15 protein-coding genes are annotated in these 18,300 nt (G+C 67.9%); 5 read left to right on the top strand and 10 right to left on the bottom strand.

What is annotated here, in order from left to right; genetic code table 11:
• Positions 1 to 13: 13 nt before the first annotated feature.
• Together SF06_RS16290 and SF06_RS16295 are read right to left on the bottom strand one after the other, a co-directional pair.
• Complete coding sequence (locus SF06_RS16290; protein WP_039562692.1) at positions 14 to 670, bottom strand: CoA transferase subunit B; 657 nt, start codon at positions 668 to 670, stop codon at positions 14 to 16.
• A gap of 14 nt (positions 671 to 684) precedes the next feature.
• Entirely contained in the window at positions 685 to 1,383 is a 699-nt protein-coding gene (locus SF06_RS16295; RefSeq protein WP_027591677.1) for a CoA transferase subunit A, read from the bottom strand.
• Positions 1,384 to 1,507: 124 nt separating this feature from the next.
• Between SF06_RS16295 and SF06_RS16300 the strand changes: the two genes are divergently transcribed.
• Positions 1,508 to 2,398 carry a LysR family transcriptional regulator gene (locus tag SF06_RS16300; RefSeq protein ID WP_027591676.1) on the top strand — a complete coding sequence of 297 codons (891 nt, stop codon included), beginning with the start codon at positions 1,508 to 1,510 and terminating at the stop codon, positions 2,396 to 2,398.
• Between the two features lie 190 nt (positions 2,399 to 2,588).
• On the opposite strand, the gene betA is transcribed toward SF06_RS16300, so the two are convergent.
• The 8 genes from betA to SF06_RS16340 form a co-directional block, all read right to left on the bottom strand.
• Positions 2,589 to 4,256, bottom strand: a complete 1,668-nt coding sequence (gene betA, locus SF06_RS16305; protein ID WP_039562694.1) for a choline dehydrogenase — start codon at positions 4,254 to 4,256, stop codon at positions 2,589 to 2,591.
• Positions 4,257 to 4,552: 296 nt separating this feature from the next.
• Positions 4,553 to 6,025: a betaine-aldehyde dehydrogenase gene (gene betB, locus SF06_RS16310; RefSeq protein ID WP_039562695.1), complete on the bottom strand. Its 1,473-nt coding sequence runs from the start codon at positions 6,023 to 6,025 to the stop codon at positions 4,553 to 4,555.
• 17 nt (positions 6,026 to 6,042) lie between these two features.
• Positions 6,043 to 6,882, bottom strand: a complete 840-nt coding sequence (locus SF06_RS16315; protein WP_027591673.1) for a glycine betaine ABC transporter substrate-binding protein — start codon at positions 6,880 to 6,882, stop codon at positions 6,043 to 6,045.
• Positions 6,883 to 6,905: 23 nt separating this feature from the next.
• A complete protein-coding gene (locus SF06_RS16320) occupies positions 6,906 to 7,850 on the bottom strand; it encodes a choline ABC transporter substrate-binding protein (protein WP_039562696.1) in 945 nt (314 codons plus the stop codon).
• Positions 7,847 to 8,746 carry an ABC transporter permease gene (locus SF06_RS16325; protein ID WP_027591671.1) on the bottom strand — a complete coding sequence of 300 codons (900 nt, stop codon included), beginning with the start codon at positions 8,744 to 8,746 and terminating at the stop codon, positions 7,847 to 7,849. The genes SF06_RS16320 and SF06_RS16325 overlap by 4 nt, the downstream gene beginning before the upstream one ends.
• Positions 8,743 to 9,945, bottom strand: a complete 1,203-nt coding sequence (locus SF06_RS16330; protein ID WP_039562697.1) for a quaternary amine ABC transporter ATP-binding protein — start codon at positions 9,943 to 9,945, stop codon at positions 8,743 to 8,745. Before SF06_RS16330 ends, SF06_RS16325 begins: the two co-directional genes overlap by 4 nt.
• A gap of 818 nt (positions 9,946 to 10,763) precedes the next feature.
• Positions 10,764 to 11,525, bottom strand: a complete 762-nt coding sequence (locus SF06_RS16335) for an SDR family oxidoreductase (protein WP_039562698.1) — start codon at positions 11,523 to 11,525, stop codon at positions 10,764 to 10,766.
• Between the two features lie 103 nt (positions 11,526 to 11,628).
• The gene (locus tag SF06_RS16340) at positions 11,629 to 12,555 is read right to left on the bottom strand and encodes an alpha/beta hydrolase (protein WP_027591668.1); all 927 of its coding nucleotides are present in this window, start codon (positions 12,553 to 12,555) and stop codon (positions 11,629 to 11,631) included.
• A 388-nt stretch (positions 12,556 to 12,943) separates the two neighbouring features.
• On the opposite strand from SF06_RS16340, the gene SF06_RS16345 reads away from it, so the two are divergent.
• From SF06_RS16345 to SF06_RS16360, 4 genes are all read left to right on the top strand, one after another.
• Positions 12,944 to 13,900 (top strand): lipase family alpha/beta hydrolase, encoded by a 957-nt coding sequence (locus SF06_RS16345; RefSeq protein ID WP_027591667.1) that lies wholly within the window; start codon positions 12,944 to 12,946, stop codon positions 13,898 to 13,900.
• 143 nt (positions 13,901 to 14,043) lie between these two features.
• A complete protein-coding gene (locus SF06_RS16350; protein WP_052199856.1) occupies positions 14,044 to 15,099 on the top strand; it encodes a lipase secretion chaperone in 1,056 nt (351 codons plus the stop codon).
• A 150-nt stretch (positions 15,100 to 15,249) separates the two neighbouring features.
• The gene (locus SF06_RS16355) at positions 15,250 to 15,594 is read left to right on the top strand and encodes a ribonuclease E inhibitor RraB (protein ID WP_027591666.1); all 345 of its coding nucleotides are present in this window, start codon (positions 15,250 to 15,252) and stop codon (positions 15,592 to 15,594) included.
• Between the two features lie 57 nt (positions 15,595 to 15,651).
• A complete protein-coding gene (locus SF06_RS16360; protein ID WP_139326748.1) occupies positions 15,652 to 18,255 on the top strand; it encodes a winged helix-turn-helix domain-containing protein in 2,604 nt (867 codons plus the stop codon).
• The last annotated feature ends 45 nt before the right edge of the window (positions 18,256 to 18,300 follow it).

Genomic DNA, 18,300 nt, shown 5'->3' on the forward strand with positions numbered 1-18,300 from the left:
CCCCGGGGAGGGTTCAGAACTGCATTTCCGGGACCTGGTCCGGCACGATCAGTTTACCGGCGGTCTTGGCGACGATTTCCTCGACGCTCACTCCCGGCGCGCGCTCGCGCAGGATGAAGGCGCCGTTGTCGATTTCCAGCCAGGCCAGGTCGGTGAGCACGGTGCGGATGCAGCCGGCGCCGGTCAACGGCAGGCTGCAGCGTTCCAGCAGCTTGGACTCGCCGTCCTTGGAGGCGTGGGTCATCACCACGATGATGTTCTCGGCGCCGGCCACCAGGTCCATGGCGCCGCCCATGCCCTTGACCAGCTTGCCGGGGATCATCCAGGAGGCGATGTTGCCCTGCACGTCGACCTCGAAGGCGCCGAGCACGGTCAGGTCCACATGGCCGCCACGGATCATGGCGAAGGAGTCGGCGGAGTCGAAGATCGCCGCGCCGGGCAGCGCGGTGACCGTCTGCTTGCCGGCGTTGATCATGTCGGCGTCCAGCTCGGCCTCGGTGGGGAAGGGCCCCATGCCGAGCAGGCCGTTCTCCGACTGCAGCAGCACCTGCATGCCTTCGGGCACGTAGTTGGCCACCAGGGTGGGGATGCCGATGCCGAGGTTCACGTAGTAGCCGTCGCGCAGTTCGCGCGCCACACGCTGGGCCATCTGTTCGCGGGTCAGTGCCATGGCGATTTCTCCTCTCAGCCGCGCAGCGTGCGTTTTTCGATGCGTTTTTCGAAGGTGCCCTGGATCAGGCGGTCCACGTAGATGCCGGGGGTGTGGATCTGCGCCGGGTCCAGCTCGCCGGGTTCGACGATCTCTTCCACTTCCACCACGGTGATGCGTCCGGCCATGGCGGCCAGCGGGTTGAAGTTCTGCGCGGTGTGGCGGTAGATCACGTTGCCGTAGTGGTCGGCCTTCCAGCCCTTGACGATGGCGAAGTCGCCCTTGATGGCGCGTTCGAGGATGTAGTGACGGCCGTCGAACTCGCGCACTTCCTTGCCCTCGGCGACCGGGGTGCCGTAGCCGGTGGCGGTGAAGAACGCGGGAATGCCGGCGCCGCCGGCGCGCAGTTTTTCGGCCAGGGTGCCTTGCGGGGTGAGTTCCACTTCCAGTTCGCCGCTGAGCAGTTGCTGCTCGAACAGGGCGTTCTCGCCGACGTAGGAAGCGATCATCTTGCGGATCTGCCGGTCTTCCAGCAGCACGCCGAGGCCGAAGCCGTCCACGCCGCAGTTGTTGGAGACCACGGTGAGGTCGCGCACGCCGCGGCGGCGGATCTCGGCGATCAGATTCTCGGGAATGCCACACAGACCGAAGCCGCCGGCCAGCACGGTCATGCCGTCCTGCAGGCCATCGAGGGCTTCCGCATAGCTGCCTACGCGCTTGTCGAGTCCACTCATTCTTGGGTGCCTCTTGTTGTTGTTGGGAGGGCAGGGGCGCTGCCAAGCGTGCGCCCAAGCTTCGGTGCTGGGGTGTTATTTGTTAAGTTTGTTTTTCCTCGCCATTGATCAGGAAAACAAAACAATGACCGTCAAGCAGCTGCGCGCCTTCCTCGCCGTGGCGCAGACCCTGAGCTTCGCCCAGGCCTGCGAACGCCTGCACCTGTCGCAACCGGCGCTGAGCCTGGCGATCAAGAACCTGGAGCAGTCGCTGGGCGGCCAGCTGCTGGTGCGTACCACCCGGAGTGTGGCACTCACCCCGGAGGGCGAGACCCTGCTGCCCATCGCCACGCGCCTGCTGGCTGATTGGGACAACGCCGAGGATCTGCTGCGCCAGCATTTCACCCTGCAGCTCGGCCGCGTGGCGCTGGCGGCCATGCCGTCGTTCGCCGGCAACCGCCTGCCGGCCGCGCTCAAGGCGTTTCGCGCCGCCCATCCACGGGTCGGGGTGACGGTGCACGACGTGATCAACGAACAGGTGCTGGAGATGGTGCGCGACCGTCGCGTGGAACTGGGCATCGCCTTCGAACCGGCCACCCTCGATGGCCTGCAGTTCACACCGTTATATGACGACCGCTTTGTCGCCATGGTGCCGGCGCACAGCCCGCTGGCCGGGCTGAAGCGGCTGAGCTGGGCGCAGTTGCTCGGCGAGCCGTTCATCACCCTGCAGCGGCCCTCGGCGGTGCGCCTGCTGCTCGAGGACAGCATCATCGCCCGCCACGGCAAGCTGCCGGTGGCGTTTGAGAGCCATCAACTGGTCACGGTCGGGCGCATGGTCGCCGAAGGCCTCGGCGTGAGCGCGGTGCCGAGCCTGTGCCGGGAGCAGATGGAGGAACTGGGCGCGCGCTGCCTGCCGCTCGATGAACCGCAGGTCACCCGCCGCATCGGCCTGCTGCACCTGGCCGGCCACCAGCTTTCCAAGGCCGCGCTGGCGCTGAGCGACACCCTGATCCGCCAAGCTAAAGGCCCGGCGTAGGACGTGCGCGGCGCGTTCGGCCGCCGAAGCCAGCGTAGGGCGGACAACGTCGTTCTTGTCCGCCACTCCAGCCCCCGGCCCGGCGCGCAGCGGCGGACAGGTAAAGCGTTGTCCGCCCTACCTTCTGTGAAGGCGGTCGGTGCTTTTCCGGCCGCCGAAGTGCATATCGCCCGGAACGACGTTGTCCTCCCTACAAGCGCCGCGCCGGGGCATCCCCGGCCACGTAGTACGCGGCGCTGCTGCGCGGCAGCGGTTCGCGGCCACGGATGCGGTCGGAGATCTTCTCAGCCAGCATGATGGTGGTGGCGTTCAGGTTGCCGGTGATGATGCGCGGCATCAGCGAGGCGTCCACCACGCGCAGCCCGGACAGGCCGTGCACGCGGCCCTGGCCGTCGGTCACCGCCAGCGCGTCGCTGCCCATGCGGCAGGTGCCGCAGGGGTGGAAGGCGGTTTCCGCCCGGTCGCGCACGAAGTCGTCCAGCTCCCGGTCGCTCTTCAGGTCCACGCCGGGGCTCAGCTCGCGGCCCCGGTAGGGGTCGAGGGCCGGCTGGGCCATGATCTCGCGGGTGATGCGGATCGCCGCGCGGAATTCCTCCCAGTCCTGGGCGTGGCTCATGTAGTTGAACAGGATGCTCGGATGCTGGCGCGGGTCGCGGGACCGGGCGCTTACCCGGCCGCGGCTCGGCGAACGCATGGAGCCGACGTGGGCCTGGAAGCCGTGTTCCTTCACCGCGTTGCTGCCGTTGTAGTTGATGGCCACCGGCAGGAAGTGGAACTGGATGTTCGGCCAGGCGAAGGATTCGTCGGTGCGGATGAAACCGCCCGCCTCGAACTGGTTGCTGGCGCCGATGCCGCTGCCGGCGAACAGCCACTGGGCGCCGATGGCCGGCTGGTTCCACCACTGCAGCGCAGGGTACAGCGACACCGGCTGCTTGCAGGCGTACTGCAGGTACATCTCCAGGTGGTCCTGCAGGTTCTCGCCGACGCCGGGCAGGTCGAGCACCAGCGGCACGTCCAGGTCGCGCAGCAGCGGCGCCGGGCCGACGCCGGAACGCTGCAGGATCTGCGGCGAGGCGATGGCCCCGGCGCACAGCAGCACCTCGCGGCGGGCGCGGGCCTGTTCCGGCTGGCTGGAATTGCCGCGCAGGTAGGCCACGCCGCTGGCGCGCAGGCCGTCGAACAGGATGCGCTCGGTGAGGGCGTGGGTGCGGATGGTCAGGTTCGGCCGCTGGCGAGCCTGGTCCAGGTAGCCGCGCGCGGTGCTGGCGCGCCGGCCGTTGGGCGTCACGGTGCGGTCCATCGGCCCGAAGCCTTCCTGGCGGTAGCCGTTGAGGTCGTCGGTGCGCGCGTAGCCGGCCTGCTCGCCGGCTTCGACCATGGCATGGAACAGCGGGTTGTTACCGGCCTTGGGCGTGCACACCGACACCGGGCCGCTGTCGCCGTGGTAGTCGTTGGCGCCGCTGTCGCGGGTCTCCGCCTTGCGGAAGTAGGGCAGGCAGTCGAGGTAGCTCCAGTCTTCCAGGCCGGGTTCCTGGGCCCAGTGGTCGAAGTCCAGGGCGTTGCCGCGGATGTAGCACATGCCGTTGATCAGCGAGGAACCGCCCAGGCCCTTGCCGCGTCCGCATTCCATGCGGCGGTGGTTCATGTGCGGCTCCGGGTCGGTCTCGTAGGCCCAGTTGTAGCGCCGGCCCTGCAGCGGGTAGGCGAGGGCGGCGGGCATCTGGGTGCGGAAGTCCAGGCGATGGTCCGGGCCGCCGGCTTCCAGCAGCAGCACGCTGACCTCGGGGTCCTCGGTCAGGCGCGTGGCCAGCACGTTACCGGCCGAACCGGCGCCGATGATGATGTAGTCGAATTCCATGGGAACTGCCTTTCCTCGAGACGGTGGCCATGGCATTGACGGCCACCTACGGTGAAGTGATTGCGCGGGCCTGGCGGTCGGCGCTTTTCCGGCCGCCCGGGCGGCTTGCACGGGCCCCGGGCTTGCATGGCCTTGGGCTTGCTCGGGCCTTGGACTTGCCCGGACCCTGTAGGAGGGGCTTTAGCCGCGATGCTTTTCGGGTGTAGGGCGGACAGCGCTCTTCTGTCCGCCGATGGCGTCCGACCGAGGCCGCACAACGTTGTCCGCCCTACACCGCAACGCTCGCGGCCACGGGTTCAGTCGAACGGCGACACGAACTCGCCCAGCTCCACCTGCACCGACTTGATGCGCGTGTAATGGGCCAGCGCGGCCAGGCCGTTCTCGCGGCCGATGCCGGAGTGCTTGTAGCCGCCCACCGGCATCTGCGCCGGGGACTCGCCCCAGGTATTGATCCAGCAGATGCCAGCTTCCAGGCGGTGGATCAGCCGGTGCGCGCGGGCCAGGTCGGGGGTCACCACGCCGGCGGCCAGGCCGTAGTCGGTGGCGTTGGCGCGGCGGATGACCTCTTCTTCATCGTTGTAGCCGAGCACGCACATCACCGGGCCGAAGATCTCCTCGCGCACGATGCGCATGTCGTCGCGGCAGGCGCTGAAGATGGTCGGCGCCACGTAGGCGCCCTCGGCGAAGGCGCCTTCACGCACCCGGCCGCCACCGACCAGCACGCGCGCGCCCTCGTTCACGCCGCTGTTGATGTGCTCCAGCACGCGCTCCATGTGGGCGAAGCTGACCAGCGGGCCGAAGCGGGTGGCCGGGTCCAGCGGGTCGCCGGGCTGGATGCGCAGGGTGCGCTCCAGCAGCTTTTCCTCGAACGCGCCCTGCAGCTCGCTCGGCACGAACACCCGGGTGCCGTTGGTGCACACCTGGCCGCTGCTGAAGAAGTTGGCGGCGATGGCGATGTCGGCGGCGCGGTCCAGGTCGGCGTCGGTGCAGACGATCAGCGGCGACTTGCCGCCCAGCTCCAGGGTCGTTTCCTTGAGCGTGGCGCCGGCGCTGGCCGCCACCTTGCGACCGGTGACGGTGCCGCCGGTGAAGGACACCTTGGCGATGCCCGGGTGCTCCACCAGCCACTGGCCGACCTCGGCGCCGCTGCCGTTGAGCACGTTGAACACGCCGTCGGGCAGGCCGGCCTCGGTGTAGATCTCGGCCAGCTTCAGGGCGGAAAGCGGGGTGACTTCGCTGGGTTTGAAGATCATCGCGTTGCCGGCGGCCAGGGCCGGGGCGGACTTCCACAGGGCGATCTGGATCGGGTAGTTCCAGGCGCCGATGCCGGCCACCACGCCCAGCGGCTCGCGGCGGGTGTAGGCGAAGGCCGTGTCGCGCAGCGGGATCTGTTCGCCTTCGATGGCCGGGATCAGCCCAGCGTAGTACTCCAGCACGTCGGCACCGGTGACGATGTCCACGCTCCGGGTTTCCGACAGCGGCTTGCCGGTGTCGAGGGTTTCCAGCAGCGCCAGTTCATCGTTGCGCTCGCGCAGGATGTCCACGGCCCGACGCAGGATGCGGGCGCGCTCGAAGGGGCCCATGGCCGCCCAGATCTGCTGGCCCTGGCGGGCGCTGGTTACGGCCTGCTCGACGTCGTCGCGGCCGGCGCTGTGCACCCGGGCCAGGATTTCGCCGTTGGCCGGGTTGATGGATTCGAAGAGGGTGCCGGAGGTCGCCGCGACCGGGCGGCCGGCGATGTAAAGCAGTTGTTCGCCGAAGCGGGGCATGGGGGCTCCTTGAGTCATCACAACCACTGCGCCACGCGCTCCGGGTTCTGCTCCACCCAGGCGCGGGCGGCATCGGCGGGCTTGGCGCCGTCGCGGATGGCTAGCATCACCGCGCCGATTTCCTTGTCCTGCCAGGCGAACTTCTTCAGGAACGCGGCCGCCTCGGGGGCCTTGGCGTGCAGGCCGGGATTGACCGCGTTGTGCACCTGCTCGGCATCGCCGAACACCTTCTTCGGGTCGTCCAGGAAGCGCAGCTCCCACTTGGCGGTCATCCAGTGCGGAATCCAGCCGGTGACCACGATGGGCTTGTTGGCCTGTACGGCGCGCGCCAGGGCCACGGTCATCGCCGGGCCGGAGCTGGCCATTAGGTTGAGGTCCAGGTCGTAGGCCTTGATGGCGTCCTCGGTGCGACGCATCACGCCGGCGCCGGCGTCGATGCCGGTGACCTGGCCGCGCAGGTCCTTCCTGATGCTGTTCAGGTCAGCGATGGACTGCACATTCATATAGGTGGGCACCAGCAGGCCGATGCGTGCGCCGCTGTAGTTGACGCCCAGCAGCTCCACCTTGTCCTTCAGGCGCGCGTAGTACTCGCCGTGGGTGGCCGGCAGCCAGGCGGAGAGGGTGGCGTCCAGGTCGCCGCGCGCCACGCCCTGCCACATGATGGCGGCTTCCACCGCCTTGAGTTCCACCGGATAGCCGAGCTTGCTGCGCAGGATCTCGGCCGCCACGTGGCTGGTGGCGACGCTGTCGTCCCAGCCGTTGACGTAGCCGAAGGTCAGGGTGGGCTTGTCGGCGGCGTGCGCGCCGGCGGTCAGGCCGAGGGCCAGGGCGGCGGTGCAGAGGATTTTCTTGAGCATGGGAAGTCTCCTTGTCGACAGCCTTACAGGCCGATGTGCCGGCGCACGGCGCTCAGGCCGTCCTCGCCGGTGAAGGTGGTGACGCCGTCGAGCCAGCGCTCGAGGATGGCCGGGTTGGCCTTCAGCCAGGTGCGGGCGACCACCTGCGGGTCCTGCTTGTCCAGCACCTTCTCCATCAGCTGGCTTTCGATCTCGACGCTGAATTGCAGGTTGTTGAGCAGTCGGCCCATGTTCGGGCAGCGCGTCTCGTAGTCCGGCGGCACCACGGTGAACACCTTGGCGGCGCCATGGTCCGGACCGAACAAGTCGTCGCCGCCATCCAGGTAGGTGATGTCGAACTGGGTGTTCATCGGGTGCGGCGCCCAGCCGAGGAACACCACCGGCTTCTTCTGGCGAATGGCGCGCTGAACCTGCACCAGCATGCCGGCCTCGCTGGATTCCACCATGCGGAAGCCGCCCAGGCCGTACTGGTCGTTGTCGATCATCTGCTGGATCAGCAGGTTGCCGTCGTTGCCCGGCTCGATGCCGTAAAGGCGGCCGCCCAGCGCGTCCTTGAAGCGGGCGATGTCCTGGAAGCTCTTCAGGCCGGCCTCGGCGGCGTAGGTGGGCACCGCCAGGGTGTACTTGGCGCCGTCCAGGTTGGGGGTGGGCAGTACCTTGATGCCGTCGTTCTTCAGGAACGGCTCCACGATACTGTCCATGGACGGCGCCCAGTAGCCGAGGAAGGCGTCGATCTGGCCGTTCTTCACGCCGGTGAAGGCGATCGGTACCGAGGCCATCACCTTGCGGGGCTGGTAGCCCAGCCCTTCACTGAGGGTCATGGCCACGCCGGTGGTGGCGGCGATGTCGGCCCAGCCGATTTCGGCGAAGCGCACCGGCTGGCAGCTGGCCGGCTCGGCGGCCAGGGCGGGCTGGGCGAGGGCGGCGCACAGCAGGGCGGCGCCGCTCAGGGTGAGGCGGTTGTTCATGACGGTTCCTGTGTCGTGGAGCGGGAGGTGAACAGGCGATCGAACCAGGCGCGCAACGCGCCGCGCGCCGGACGTGGGGTGCCGAAGCTTTCGGTGATGCGGTCGAGAATGATCGCCAGCAGCACCACGGCCATGCCGCTTTCGAAGCCCAGGCCGATGTCCAGGCGCTGGATGCTGGCCAGCACGTCGTTGCCCAGGCCGCCGGCGCCGACCATCGAGGCGATGATCACCATCGACAGCGCCATCATGATGGTCTGGTTGACCCCGGCCATGATCGACGGCAGCGCGTTGGGCAGCTGCACCTTGAACAGCAGTTGGCGACGGTTGCAGCCGAATGCCTGGCCGGCCTCCACCAGCTCGCGGTTGACCTGGCGGATGCCCAGGTTGGTCAGGCGCACCGCCGGCGGCATGGCGAAGATCACCGTGGCGAGGATGCCCGGCACGCGGCCCAGGCCGAACAGCATGGCGGCGGGAATCAGGTAGACGAACGCCGGCATGGTCTGCATGAAGTCCAGCACCGGGCGGATGATGGCGGCCACGCGGTCGCTGCGCGCCGCCCAGATGCCAAGCGGCACGCCCAGCAGCAGGCTGATCAGCGTGGCCGAGAAGGTCAGGCCGAGGGTGACCAGGGTCTGCTCCCAGAAGCCGGTCAGCAGGATCAGAGCGAAGGCCACGGCGGTGAACAGCGCGAAGCGCACGCCGATGCGCCACAGGCCCAGTGCTACGAACAGTGCGATCAGCAGCCAGGCCGGGGGCAGCATCAGCAGCGCTTCGATGCCTTCGGAAAAGCCGCTGACCACCTGACCGGCGCTGTCGAAGGCGCCACCATGGTTGTCCAGCAGGTTCTGCACGCCGTCGTTGATCCAGCTGCCGAGGTCGAGGGTCTTGTCGCTCATGCCTGGCCCCCCTTCAACTGGGTGAGCACGGCGGTCTTGCTGATGGCGCCGCAGTAGTTGCCATCTTCATCGACCACTGGCACCGGGCCGGGGCTTTCCACCAGGCGCTCGATCACCTGTTCCAGCGAGGCGTCGGCGGGCATGGGATCGACACTTTCCAGCGATTCGCTGTGCACGCGCGCGCCCTGGTCTTCCTGGACCAGCTGCGCGGCCTGTTCACGGCTGATCACCCCACGCAGAGTATTGTCCTCGTCGATGACGATGCCGAACGCCTTGTTCTGCTCCTCCAGGGTACGGCACACGGTGGACGCCCGGGGCGCCTTGCCGTTGTGCACGAACATCGGCACGTCATCGCTGGTCAGCTGGCCGGCGGTCAGGTAGCGGCTGGTATCCACGGCATCGAAGAAGTTCCGCACATAGTCGTTGACCGGGTTGTCGATCAGCTCCTGGGGCGTGCCGACCTGGATCAGCCGGCCGCCTTCCATGATCCCGATGCGCGTGCCGATGCGCAGGGCTTCTTCGATGTCGTGGGAGACGAACAGGATGGTGCGCCGGTGCTGGCGTTGCAGTTCCAGCAGCACGTCCTGCATTTCGCGGCGCTTGAGCGGGTCGAGGGCGGAGAAGGCCTCGTCCATGATGATCAGCGAGGGGTCCACGGCCAGCGCGCGGGCCAGGCCGACCCGCTGCTGCATGCCGCCGGACAGCTCGTGAGGGAACTTGTCGGCGAAGGGGGCCAGGCCGACCTGTTCGAGCACCGCCATGGCGCGGGCTTCGCGCTCGGCGCGGGGCTCGCCGGCGACTTCCAGGCCGAAGGCGGCGTTGTCCAGCACGCTGCGCCCGGGCATCAGCGCGAAGGACTGGAACACCATGCTCATGTCGCGGCGGCGCAGTTCGATCAGTTGCGCCTCGGGCAGGGTGGCGATGTCCCGGCCGTCGATGAACACGGCGCCGGCGCTGGGTTCGACCAGGCGGTTGATGAGGCGGATCAGGGTGGACTTGCCTGAGCCGGAGAGGCCCATGAGCACGAAGATCTCGCCTTCCTGGACACTGAACGAGACGTCGCAGACGCCGATCACGTTGCCGGTGTCGGCCAGGATGCGGTCCTTGTCATGGCCCTGTTCGAGGAGGCGGATGGCCTGCTTTGGGTCGGGGCCGAACACCTTGAACAGATGTTCGACGACGATTTTTCCATGCGACATGGAAAGGCTCCTTTGGCTATCTCCCTTCATCCAAGGCCTGGCGCGCGGCCATGGATGGTCGCCGGGACACGGCACACGGCCGGCCCGCTGGCGAGGGCATGATGAATGGGGCTGGCAAGACGAGTGCGCGACAACAAGACACGGCGGATGCAGAACGTGCGGCCACGTTGCGCAACTGTGCCAGTCCCCTCGAAGTGTGCGGTTTCAATGTTTCTTGCCATATTCGAATGTTCTTCGAGTGGGGCAGAACGAAATGAAAACGTCAGGCGTCATTAATTCTTGAATAACTTGACGCTCTATTCTCGCGATCAGGGTCCGCTCGCTTGGGGCTGAATATTTCACCCTGTGCAAACAGTGTGAATGGACCTCGATCCGATCGAGCTGCGAAACCTTAACAGAAGGGTTGGGGGGGCTGGTCAACCCTTGGAGGCCGCGCCTGGCGCGGTTCTGGCTTGCATACTCCCCCTGGAGGCCAGGTATCACGGGGGCTTCGGGAAAATCGAAAAAGTTCAGAAAATTTCGTGGGCGGAGCAACTTGCGCGGCGTTCGGGAGTGAATCTGGCGAGAGGGATGGGCGGGTTCAGGTGGGTTTTTTGTCTTCGAAGAGGTCGTGCGCGGTAGTTGCGGCTTGGAGAAGATTTTGGAGTTTCCAATCTTATTCAGAACGCAACTTCCATGAGCCAGAAGACTATTCCGCGCGGGTACATTCCATTCAATTGCAGGCCCGTCTGTGCAGTTGCGGCTGCTCTGTGGGCACCGCCTCGGCGGCCAGGAAAAACGCTGACCGCCATTGCGCACGCTGCCCTGGGTTGCCCGCCTCAGGCCCGGCTCAGCCAGCCCATCACCAGGCGATTCATCCAGGCCGGCGCCAGTTGGCCGCTCAGGTACAGCAGGCGGAACTGCCAGCCCACCGGGCGGTGCACCCGCGGGCCGTGGGCCTGTTGCCAGGCGGCCTGGGCAATCTGTTCGGCATTCAGTTTCACGCTCAAGCGGCGCATCACCGGCGGGGTGAAGCGCTGGCTGGTGACCATCGGTGTGGCCACGAACAGCGGCATCAGGTCGCCGACGCGAATGCCGTGCTCGCGCCATTCCAGCTCCAGCGCCTCGGTCAGCCCGCGCACCGCGAACTTGCTGGCCGAGTAGCTGGCCATGGTCGGCGCGCCGTATTGCGCCGAGGCCGAGCTCATGTTGATCACCTGGGCGTTGGCGGTGCGCTTCAGGTAGGGGAAGGCGGCATGGCACAGGTTGAGCAAGCCGAGCACGTTGATATTCAGGGTGCGCGCGTGCTCCTCCAGGGCCAGCTCGGCGAACGGCCCGCAGCGCAGGATGCCAGCACCGTTGAACAGCAGGCGCAACTGGCCGTCATGCCCGGCGCAGAATGCCTCCAGGGCTTCGCGCACCGCGTCCGCATCGGTGACATCCAGCGCCTGGTGCCAGGCGCCGCCCAGTTCCTCGGCCAGCGTGGTCAGGGCGCCCCGGTCGATATCCAGCAGGCCGACGCTCCAGCCCTGGCGGTGAAACAGCCGCGCGGTGGCGGCGCCGATGCCCGATGCGGCGCCGGTGATGAGTATGTTGTGCATGCTGATAGGTCCTTTCTTGTTGTTATGGGTGGTTCAGGTGGGTGCGCAGGGCGGTCAGCGCTTTCCTGGCCGCCGGCGGAGGACAAGAAGAACGTTGTTCACCCTACGGATTGGCCAGGAACTCCGCCACCCGTTGCACCGCCAGATCGGCCACGTCGAGTACGCCGACATGGGCCTGGAACACGTGCCAGCAACCGGGGTAGCGCTCCAGGCGTAACGCCGCGCCGGCGGCCTGGGCGCGTTCGGCCAGGCGCAGGCTGTCGTTGAGCAGCAGCTCGTCCTCGCCCACCTGCAGCAGCAGCGGCGGCAGGCCGGAGAGGTCGGCGAACACTGGCGAGAGCGAGGGCTTGCGCGGGTCGCTGCCGGGCTGGGCGGTCAGCGCGCGGGCCTGTTCGATCCACGGCAGGCTGATCATCGGATCGCCGGCGGGCGGCCGATGCAGCTGCTCGAAGCTGAGGTCGGTGACCGGCGAGAAGCACACCAGTGCCCGGGGCAGCGGCTGGCCGCGCTCCCTGAGCTCCAGGGTGGTGGTCAACGACAGATGCCCGCCGGCCGAATCGCCGCCGAGGATGATCTGTTCCGGTCGATAACCCTGGTCCTGCAGCGCCTGGTAGGCTGCCAGGGCGTCGATCAGCTGGGCCGGGTAGCGGTACTCCGGGGCCAGGCGATAATCGATGGCGCAGACGCTCAGCCCGCACTGCCGGGCCAGGGCGCCGCACAGGGCGCGGTGAGTGGCGGGCGAGCCCAGCAGATAGCCGCCGCCGTGCAGGTACAGCCAGACCTGGCCGTTGTCCCGTGCCGGGCGATGCCACTCGCAGGGAATGCCGCCCAGTTGGCCCGCAGTGCGGGTCACGCCGCGCGCCGGTAGCGTGAGGCTGGTCAGTGCGCGCAGCACCGCGCGTTGCCCGGCGATGGGCATGCCCGGACGGATCAGGCCACGGAACAGCAGGCGCAGGCTGGTGCGCAGGACGCCGGTCAGCAAGCGTTGTGCGGTGCCGGGCGGATGGGGCAGGTCGACGTAGGCAGTCATGCAGAAGCTCCAGGAACGTGAGTGAGAACACGGTAGCCTGCCTGGCCGCCGGTTACCGATGCGCCGTTCGCAATGAGGCCTGGTTTCGTAACGAGCGGTGTCGTGCCATGCCCCTACCTTCGTTGGGCTCGTGCCAGGCGCTGCGGCGGCGCCGTCGCAAACGTTACGCCCGCCGGAGCCTCTCGCGGCCCGGCATGCGTTCCCCGTTGTAACAGGCCAATCCTTGGGTGGGGCGGCTGCCGGGGGGGTATCCCGGATGCCAGAGCGTTCGGCCGAAAGGCACGATGACTGGCATGGAACCTGCCATCTCCCCACGGCTGATGTGTACAGCCCCGTTGCGGGGAGGCCATTGCACGCTGCGCCTCACATCAACTGCTGCGAGATTGCCATGAAGAAGACCACCACCCTGCTGGCCCTGGGCCTGGGGGCCTGTCTGACCACAGGCGCCGCCCACGCTTCATTGCTCGACAGACTGTTTGGAACATCCGACTACACCAAGACCCGTTACCCCATCGTGCTGTCCCACGGCATGCTCGGCTGGGACAGCATGCTTGGCATCGACTACTGGTACGGCATTCCCGGCGCGTTGCGCAGTGGCGGCGCCAGCGTCTACACCACCGAGGTGAGCCAGTTGAACACCTCCGAAGTGCGCGGCGAGGAACTGATCGAGCAGGTCGAGGACATCGTCGCCCTGAGCGGCAAGCCCAAGGTCAACCTGATCGGCCACAGCCACGGCGGCCCCACCGTGCGCTACGTGGCGGCCATGCGCCCGGATCTGATCGCCTCCGCCACCAGCGTCGGCGCACCGCACACTGGTTCGGACCTGGCCGACTTCCTCAAGCTGTTCCCGGACGGCTCGCTGACCCAGACCATCGTTTCCGAGCTGGTCAACCAGATCGGCAAGATGATCCATTTCCTCTCCGGTAGCCCCAGCACCAACCCGCAGGACTCCCTGGGCTCGCTGGAGTCGCTGCACAGCGAAGGCGCCGCGCGCTTCAACGCCAAGTTCCCGCAGGGCATGCCCCTCAGGAAATGCGGCGAGGGCGCCTACAAGGTCAATGGCGTGAACTACTACTCCTGGAGCGGCACCAGCCCGCTGACCAATCCGCTGGATCCCAGCGACGGGATGATGGGCGTGGCGTCACTGACCTTCATCGGCGGCGAGGCCAACGACGGTATGGTCGGGCGCTGCAGCTCGCACCTGGGCAAGGTGATTCGCGACAACTACCGGATGAACCACCTGGACGAGGTCAACCAGTTCTTCGGCCTCACCAGCCTGTTCGAGACCGATCCGGTCACCGTCTACCGCCAGCATGCCAACCGTCTGAAGAACGACGGCCTCTGACCCCGGAGGGGCCGGGGACGGCCCCTTCGCTTCGCAAAGGAGATACCGATTCGTTGACCGTCTTCCGCCAGCATGCCAATCGCCTCAGGCTGAGGGCTTGCAAGGGCCGGACCCGCCGCTCGCCACAACCAGGGAAGGTGCTTATGAAGCGTGTGCTGATAGTCGTGCCGCTGGCTGTTCTGGTCAGCTATGCCGGCTTCCATCATCTCGGGCGTTCGTCCGCAACGCCGGCGGCATCGCCGCGCCTGGAATGGGCTGAGCCGCGGGTGTCGGCCCCCGTGGCGTCGCCGCCGGATCCGGCGTCAGCGCCATCGCGCACTGCCGAGGCGCTGCTTGCCAGCCTGCCGCCGTCCTTTCGCGGCACCGAGGTGGATGGCGGCTTCGAGGTGGATGCGGCGGGCAATCTGATCGTTACCCAGGAGGTTCGCCACCTGTTCGACTACTTCCTGGCCGCCATCGGCGAGGAGCCGCTGGAGCGCACCCTCGAACGCCTGCGTGACTACATCGACGCCAGCCTGGCAGCACCCGCCCGCAATCAGGCACAGGCGCTGCTCGACCAGTACCTGGACTACAAGCAGCAACTGGCCCAGCTGGAACAGGAGCTGCCGCAGCTGGCCACGCTGGATGGTCTGCGCAGCCGCGAGGCTGCCGTACAGGCCCTGCGCGCCCGGGTGTTCAGCGCCGAAGCACACCAGGCGTTCTTCGCCCGCGAGGAAGGTTTCAATCGCTTCAGCCTGGAGCGCCTGGCCATCCGCCAGAACCCCGATCTGGACGATGCGGGCAAGGCGCAGGCCATCGACCGGCTGCGCGCCGGACTGCCCGAGGCGCTGCATGCGCATGTGCTGCCGCAGTTGCAGCAGGAGTTGCGCGTGCAGACCGAACGGCTCGGGCCTGACGCCACGCCTGCCCAGGTTCGCCAGCTTCGCCAGCAACTGGTGGGCGCCGAGGCCACCGCACGCCTGGAAGTGCTGGATGCCCAGCGACAGCAATGGCGCCAGCGCCTGAAGGACTACCTGACCGAGAAGCAACGCCTCGAAACGCACCCCGGACTGAGCGGCGCGGAGCGCGAGGCCGCGTTGCAGCGGTTGATCGAGGAGCGCTTCGACGAACGCGAGCGTCTGCGCCTGGACGCCGCCGAGCGGTTGTTGCACGCCCGTGAAAAGATGGAAGGCCGCGCGCAGGCCGGCCTGGACGGCTAGGATCAATGGACGGCTTCGGTCTGCTTCTCCAAAGCCGTTGGCACAGAGCCCGCCGGCACCTGCCCGGTCTGGTAGCCGGGCGAGGTGCGAGCCTGTCACGTATGGGCCTCTGCGGTGCGACAGACGATCGATCGAGAGGAGCGTTCAGTCATGGGCAAGACCTTGCACGAAGATGTCAGCAATACGGTTCTGCGTCGCATGAAGGAAAGCGGGTTCGACTTCGCGCGCGTCCATCCCATCGAGTTCTACGCCATCTTTCCCGACGAGGACGGGGCGCGCCGCGCGGCGCGCAACTTTCGGGGCGAGTCCCTCAATGCCCAGGTCAGCGCGCGCAGCGATGGTTCCTGGAACTTGCAGGTCAGCAAGGTGATGTTCGCCACCCGCGCCGGTATCGGCGATTTCGAGCAGGGGCTGGAGGACCTGGTCGAGCCGCTGGGTGGCGTGCTGGATGGCTGGGGTGTGACACAGGAGCTGGCCGCCGCCAAGTCGGACTGAAAGACCGCGCCGCCGTAGCTTCGGCTTGCGGCGGCGCGCGTCCCTCGGAGTGTCTGCATGGAACGCCATGACGGGGCCGCAGGAAGCGCGCCATTGATATTCCGCGAGCGTCTCGTCCTGCTGCTGGAACAGGGCAGGCGGGTGCCGCTGACCCTGATGCTGGCACCGCCCGGCGCCGGCAAGACCACCGCGCTGCGGCAGTGGCTCGAGGGCCCGGGCGACGTGCGCAAGATCTACCACCCCGTTCCCCGGCGCGACGACGAGCCACGGCGCTTCTTCCGCGGCCTGCTCGAAGCGCTGGAGCGACAGGTCGAGGGCTTGGCTGTTGGCGGAATGATCGGGCGCGTACTGCGCTTGGCGCCGGCCGCACTGGGGGAGTGGCTGGCGGTGCGCCTGGCGCGTAGTCCCGAGCCCCTGTGTCTGATCCTCGACGACTTTCAGCACATCGGCGACGCTGACGTCCTGGCCGGACTGGCGGCCTTGCTGGAGCGTCTGCCCAGCCACGTGCGGGTGCTGATCGCCAGCCAGGTGCGGCCGGATCTGCCCCTGGTGCGCCTGCAGGTGACCAACCGCGTGCAGCTTGTCGACGCGGCCGACCTGGGCTTCTCGGCAGAGGAGGTTTGCGAGCTGCATGAGCGGCTGGGCGGCAGCCGGCTGGACGAGCAGGCGCTCGCCAGCCTGCTGGCAATCACCGAGGGCTGGGCCACCGGCGTCGCGTTGGCATTACGCCTGCGTGCCCTGCAGGGCGATGCTGTGCCGGCTCGCTTCGATGGCAGCCATGCGGGCATCGCCGCGTTCTTCGACCAGGAAGTGCTGCGCGGCCTCCCGGACAGCTGTCGCCAGTTGTTGATCACCTCGGCGGTGTTCGAGCGTTTCGACGGCCCCGCCTGCGATGCCGTGCTGGGCTCCCAGGGTGCCGCCCGGCAGCTGGAACGCCTGGCGGTACGTCAGCTGTTCCTGCTGCCGCTGCCCGAGCCCGGCTGGTACCGCCATCACGCGCTGCTGCGCGATTTTCTCGCCGGCCGCCTGGCCATCGAACAGCCTGAACGGGTCGGCGACCTGCATGGCCGCGCCGCGGCCCATTTCCTGCGCAGAGGCGAATATGAACAGGCCGTGAGGCATGCCTGGCAGAGCGCCGATGACGCGCTGTTCCAGTCCGTGCTGAGCGCCTGTTGCGGGGCCTGGCTGGCCAGCGGCGAGTTCGCCGCCATCATCCATTGGCTGGGGCGGCTCCCCGAAGAGCGGCTGCGCGGCGACCCGCGCCTGCTGCTGTGCCTGGTGGAGGCACTGACCCTGTCGAGGCGTTTCCACCAGGCCAGCCACCACCTCGCCCAGGCTTGCGCGCTGTCCGCCGATCCGGCCAGCCTGCGCTGCCTGGCCTTCTACCTGCAGCTGTTCCAGCAGGACCGCCACTTCGTGCCCGAGCCCAACTGGGAACGCCTGACCGACACCGAACAGCCGTTGGCCATCCGCGCCCGCGCCCTGGTGATAGGCGCCTATCACCATTTGCTCGGCGGCCGGCTGGCGCGCGCGTTGCGTTTCGCCGTGCAGGGCAAGGAGCTGCTGGCCGAAGCCGGACTGGCGTTCCTGGAAAGCTACGCCGATCTGGTGATCGCCCTCTGCCACCGCCAGGCCGGTCGGGTTGCCCAGGTGCGCCGCGAGGTCAGTGCGGATTTCCAGCGCACCGATCCCTCTCGGCCGGCCTGGGTCAACCGGGCCACGGCCATGGTGGTGGCGCTGTATGAGCAGAATCGCCTGGAGGCCGCCGAACCGCTGTGCGAACAGCTGCTGGCGCGGGTCAGCGCGTCGTCGGCGACCGAGGCCATCGCCACTGTCTACCTCACCCTGTCGCGGCTACTGTTCCGCCGCCAGGCCCACGAGCGGGCGAGCCGTCTGCTGGAGCAACTGGCGGGCCTGCTGCAACTGGGGCAGTACACGCGTTTTTCCAGCCAGTTGATCCAGGAGCAGGCACGCCAGGCCTGGCTGTCCGGGCGCACGGCGCTGCTGGAAAGCCTGGTGCGCCGCTACCGGCTTGACGTGGCGCTGGCCGAGGGCAGCTGGGAGCGGGTGCGCGAGCATGACGAGTGCTGGGAGCGCCGCGGGCTCGCCGTGGTGTACTGGCTCCAGGCGCGCGGCCAGCACGGCCGCGCCGAGCGGGTGCTGCGGGTGCTGCTGGAAGCGCTGCGGCGTGGCGAGCTGCGGGCGCGGCAGTTGATCGTCGAGGCCAACCTGCTGACGCTGCTGGCGCGCCAGCACGACGACGCCGAACAGTTGAGTGCGCTGGTGCGCCTGGTCGAGGAGTACGGGCTGGTCACCATCAACCGCTCGGTGTTCGACGAGGCGCCGGGGTTCGGCGAAGGGGTGTTCGGGCTGCTCGATGCGACCGGGCTGGACATCCCCGAACGCTATCGGCAGCTGTTCGGCGAGTTCCTGGCCCCCCGGCCGCCGGCGCAGCGGCCCTGGCTGGCCGGCCTGCTCACCGGCAAGGAAGTGGAGATCTTCGACTGTCTGCTACAGGGGCTCTCCAACACCGAGATCAGCGTGCGGACCGGCATCGCCCTGTCCACCACCAAGTGGCACCTGAAGAACATCTACGCGAAGCTCAACGTGGCCAACCGCACCGAGGCGATCCTCTGTGCGCGGCCACGCTCTGTTTCCTGACGAGCTGCAGGCCCATGCGCCCTTTCCCCTCCCTGGGGAGGGGGG

It is taken from the genome of Pseudomonas flexibilis (assembly GCF_000802425.1).
Taxonomy (GTDB): Bacteria; Pseudomonadota; Gammaproteobacteria; order Pseudomonadales; family Pseudomonadaceae; genus Serpens; species Serpens flexibilis.

Coding starts and splice junctions, on each gene's coding strand:
- SF06_RS16300 (WP_027591676.1), top strand. CDS start 1,508: ATGACCGTCAAGCAGCTGCGCGCCTTCCTCGCCGTGGCGCAGACCCTG.
- SF06_RS16320 (WP_039562696.1), bottom strand. CDS start 7,850: ATGAACAACCGCCTCACCCTGAGCGGCGCCGCCCTGCTGTGCGCCGCC.
- SF06_RS16295 (WP_027591677.1), bottom strand. CDS start 1,383: ATGAGTGGACTCGACAAGCGCGTAGGCAGCTATGCGGAAGCCCTCGAT.
- SF06_RS16345 (WP_027591667.1), top strand. CDS start 12,944: ATGAAGAAGACCACCACCCTGCTGGCCCTGGGCCTGGGGGCCTGTCTG.
- betA (WP_039562694.1), bottom strand. CDS start 4,256: ATGGAATTCGACTACATCATCATCGGCGCCGGTTCGGCCGGTAACGTG.
- SF06_RS16350 (WP_052199856.1), top strand. CDS start 14,044: ATGAAGCGTGTGCTGATAGTCGTGCCGCTGGCTGTTCTGGTCAGCTAT.
- SF06_RS16335 (WP_039562698.1), bottom strand. CDS start 11,525: ATGCACAACATACTCATCACCGGCGCCGCATCGGGCATCGGCGCCGCC.
- SF06_RS16330 (WP_039562697.1), bottom strand. CDS start 9,945: ATGTCGCATGGAAAAATCGTCGTCGAACATCTGTTCAAGGTGTTCGGC.
- SF06_RS16315 (WP_027591673.1), bottom strand. CDS start 6,882: ATGCTCAAGAAAATCCTCTGCACCGCCGCCCTGGCCCTCGGCCTGACC.
- SF06_RS16325 (WP_027591671.1), bottom strand. CDS start 8,746: ATGAGCGACAAGACCCTCGACCTCGGCAGCTGGATCAACGACGGCGTG.
- SF06_RS16290 (WP_039562692.1), bottom strand. CDS start 670: ATGGCACTGACCCGCGAACAGATGGCCCAGCGTGTGGCGCGCGAACTG.
- betB (WP_039562695.1), bottom strand. CDS start 6,025: ATGCCCCGCTTCGGCGAACAACTGCTTTACATCGCCGGCCGCCCGGTC.
- SF06_RS16340 (WP_027591668.1), bottom strand. CDS start 12,555: ATGACTGCCTACGTCGACCTGCCCCATCCGCCCGGCACCGCACAACGC.
- SF06_RS16355 (WP_027591666.1), top strand. CDS start 15,250: ATGGGCAAGACCTTGCACGAAGATGTCAGCAATACGGTTCTGCGTCGC.
- SF06_RS16360 (WP_139326748.1), top strand. CDS start 15,652: ATGGAACGCCATGACGGGGCCGCAGGAAGCGCGCCATTGATATTCCGC.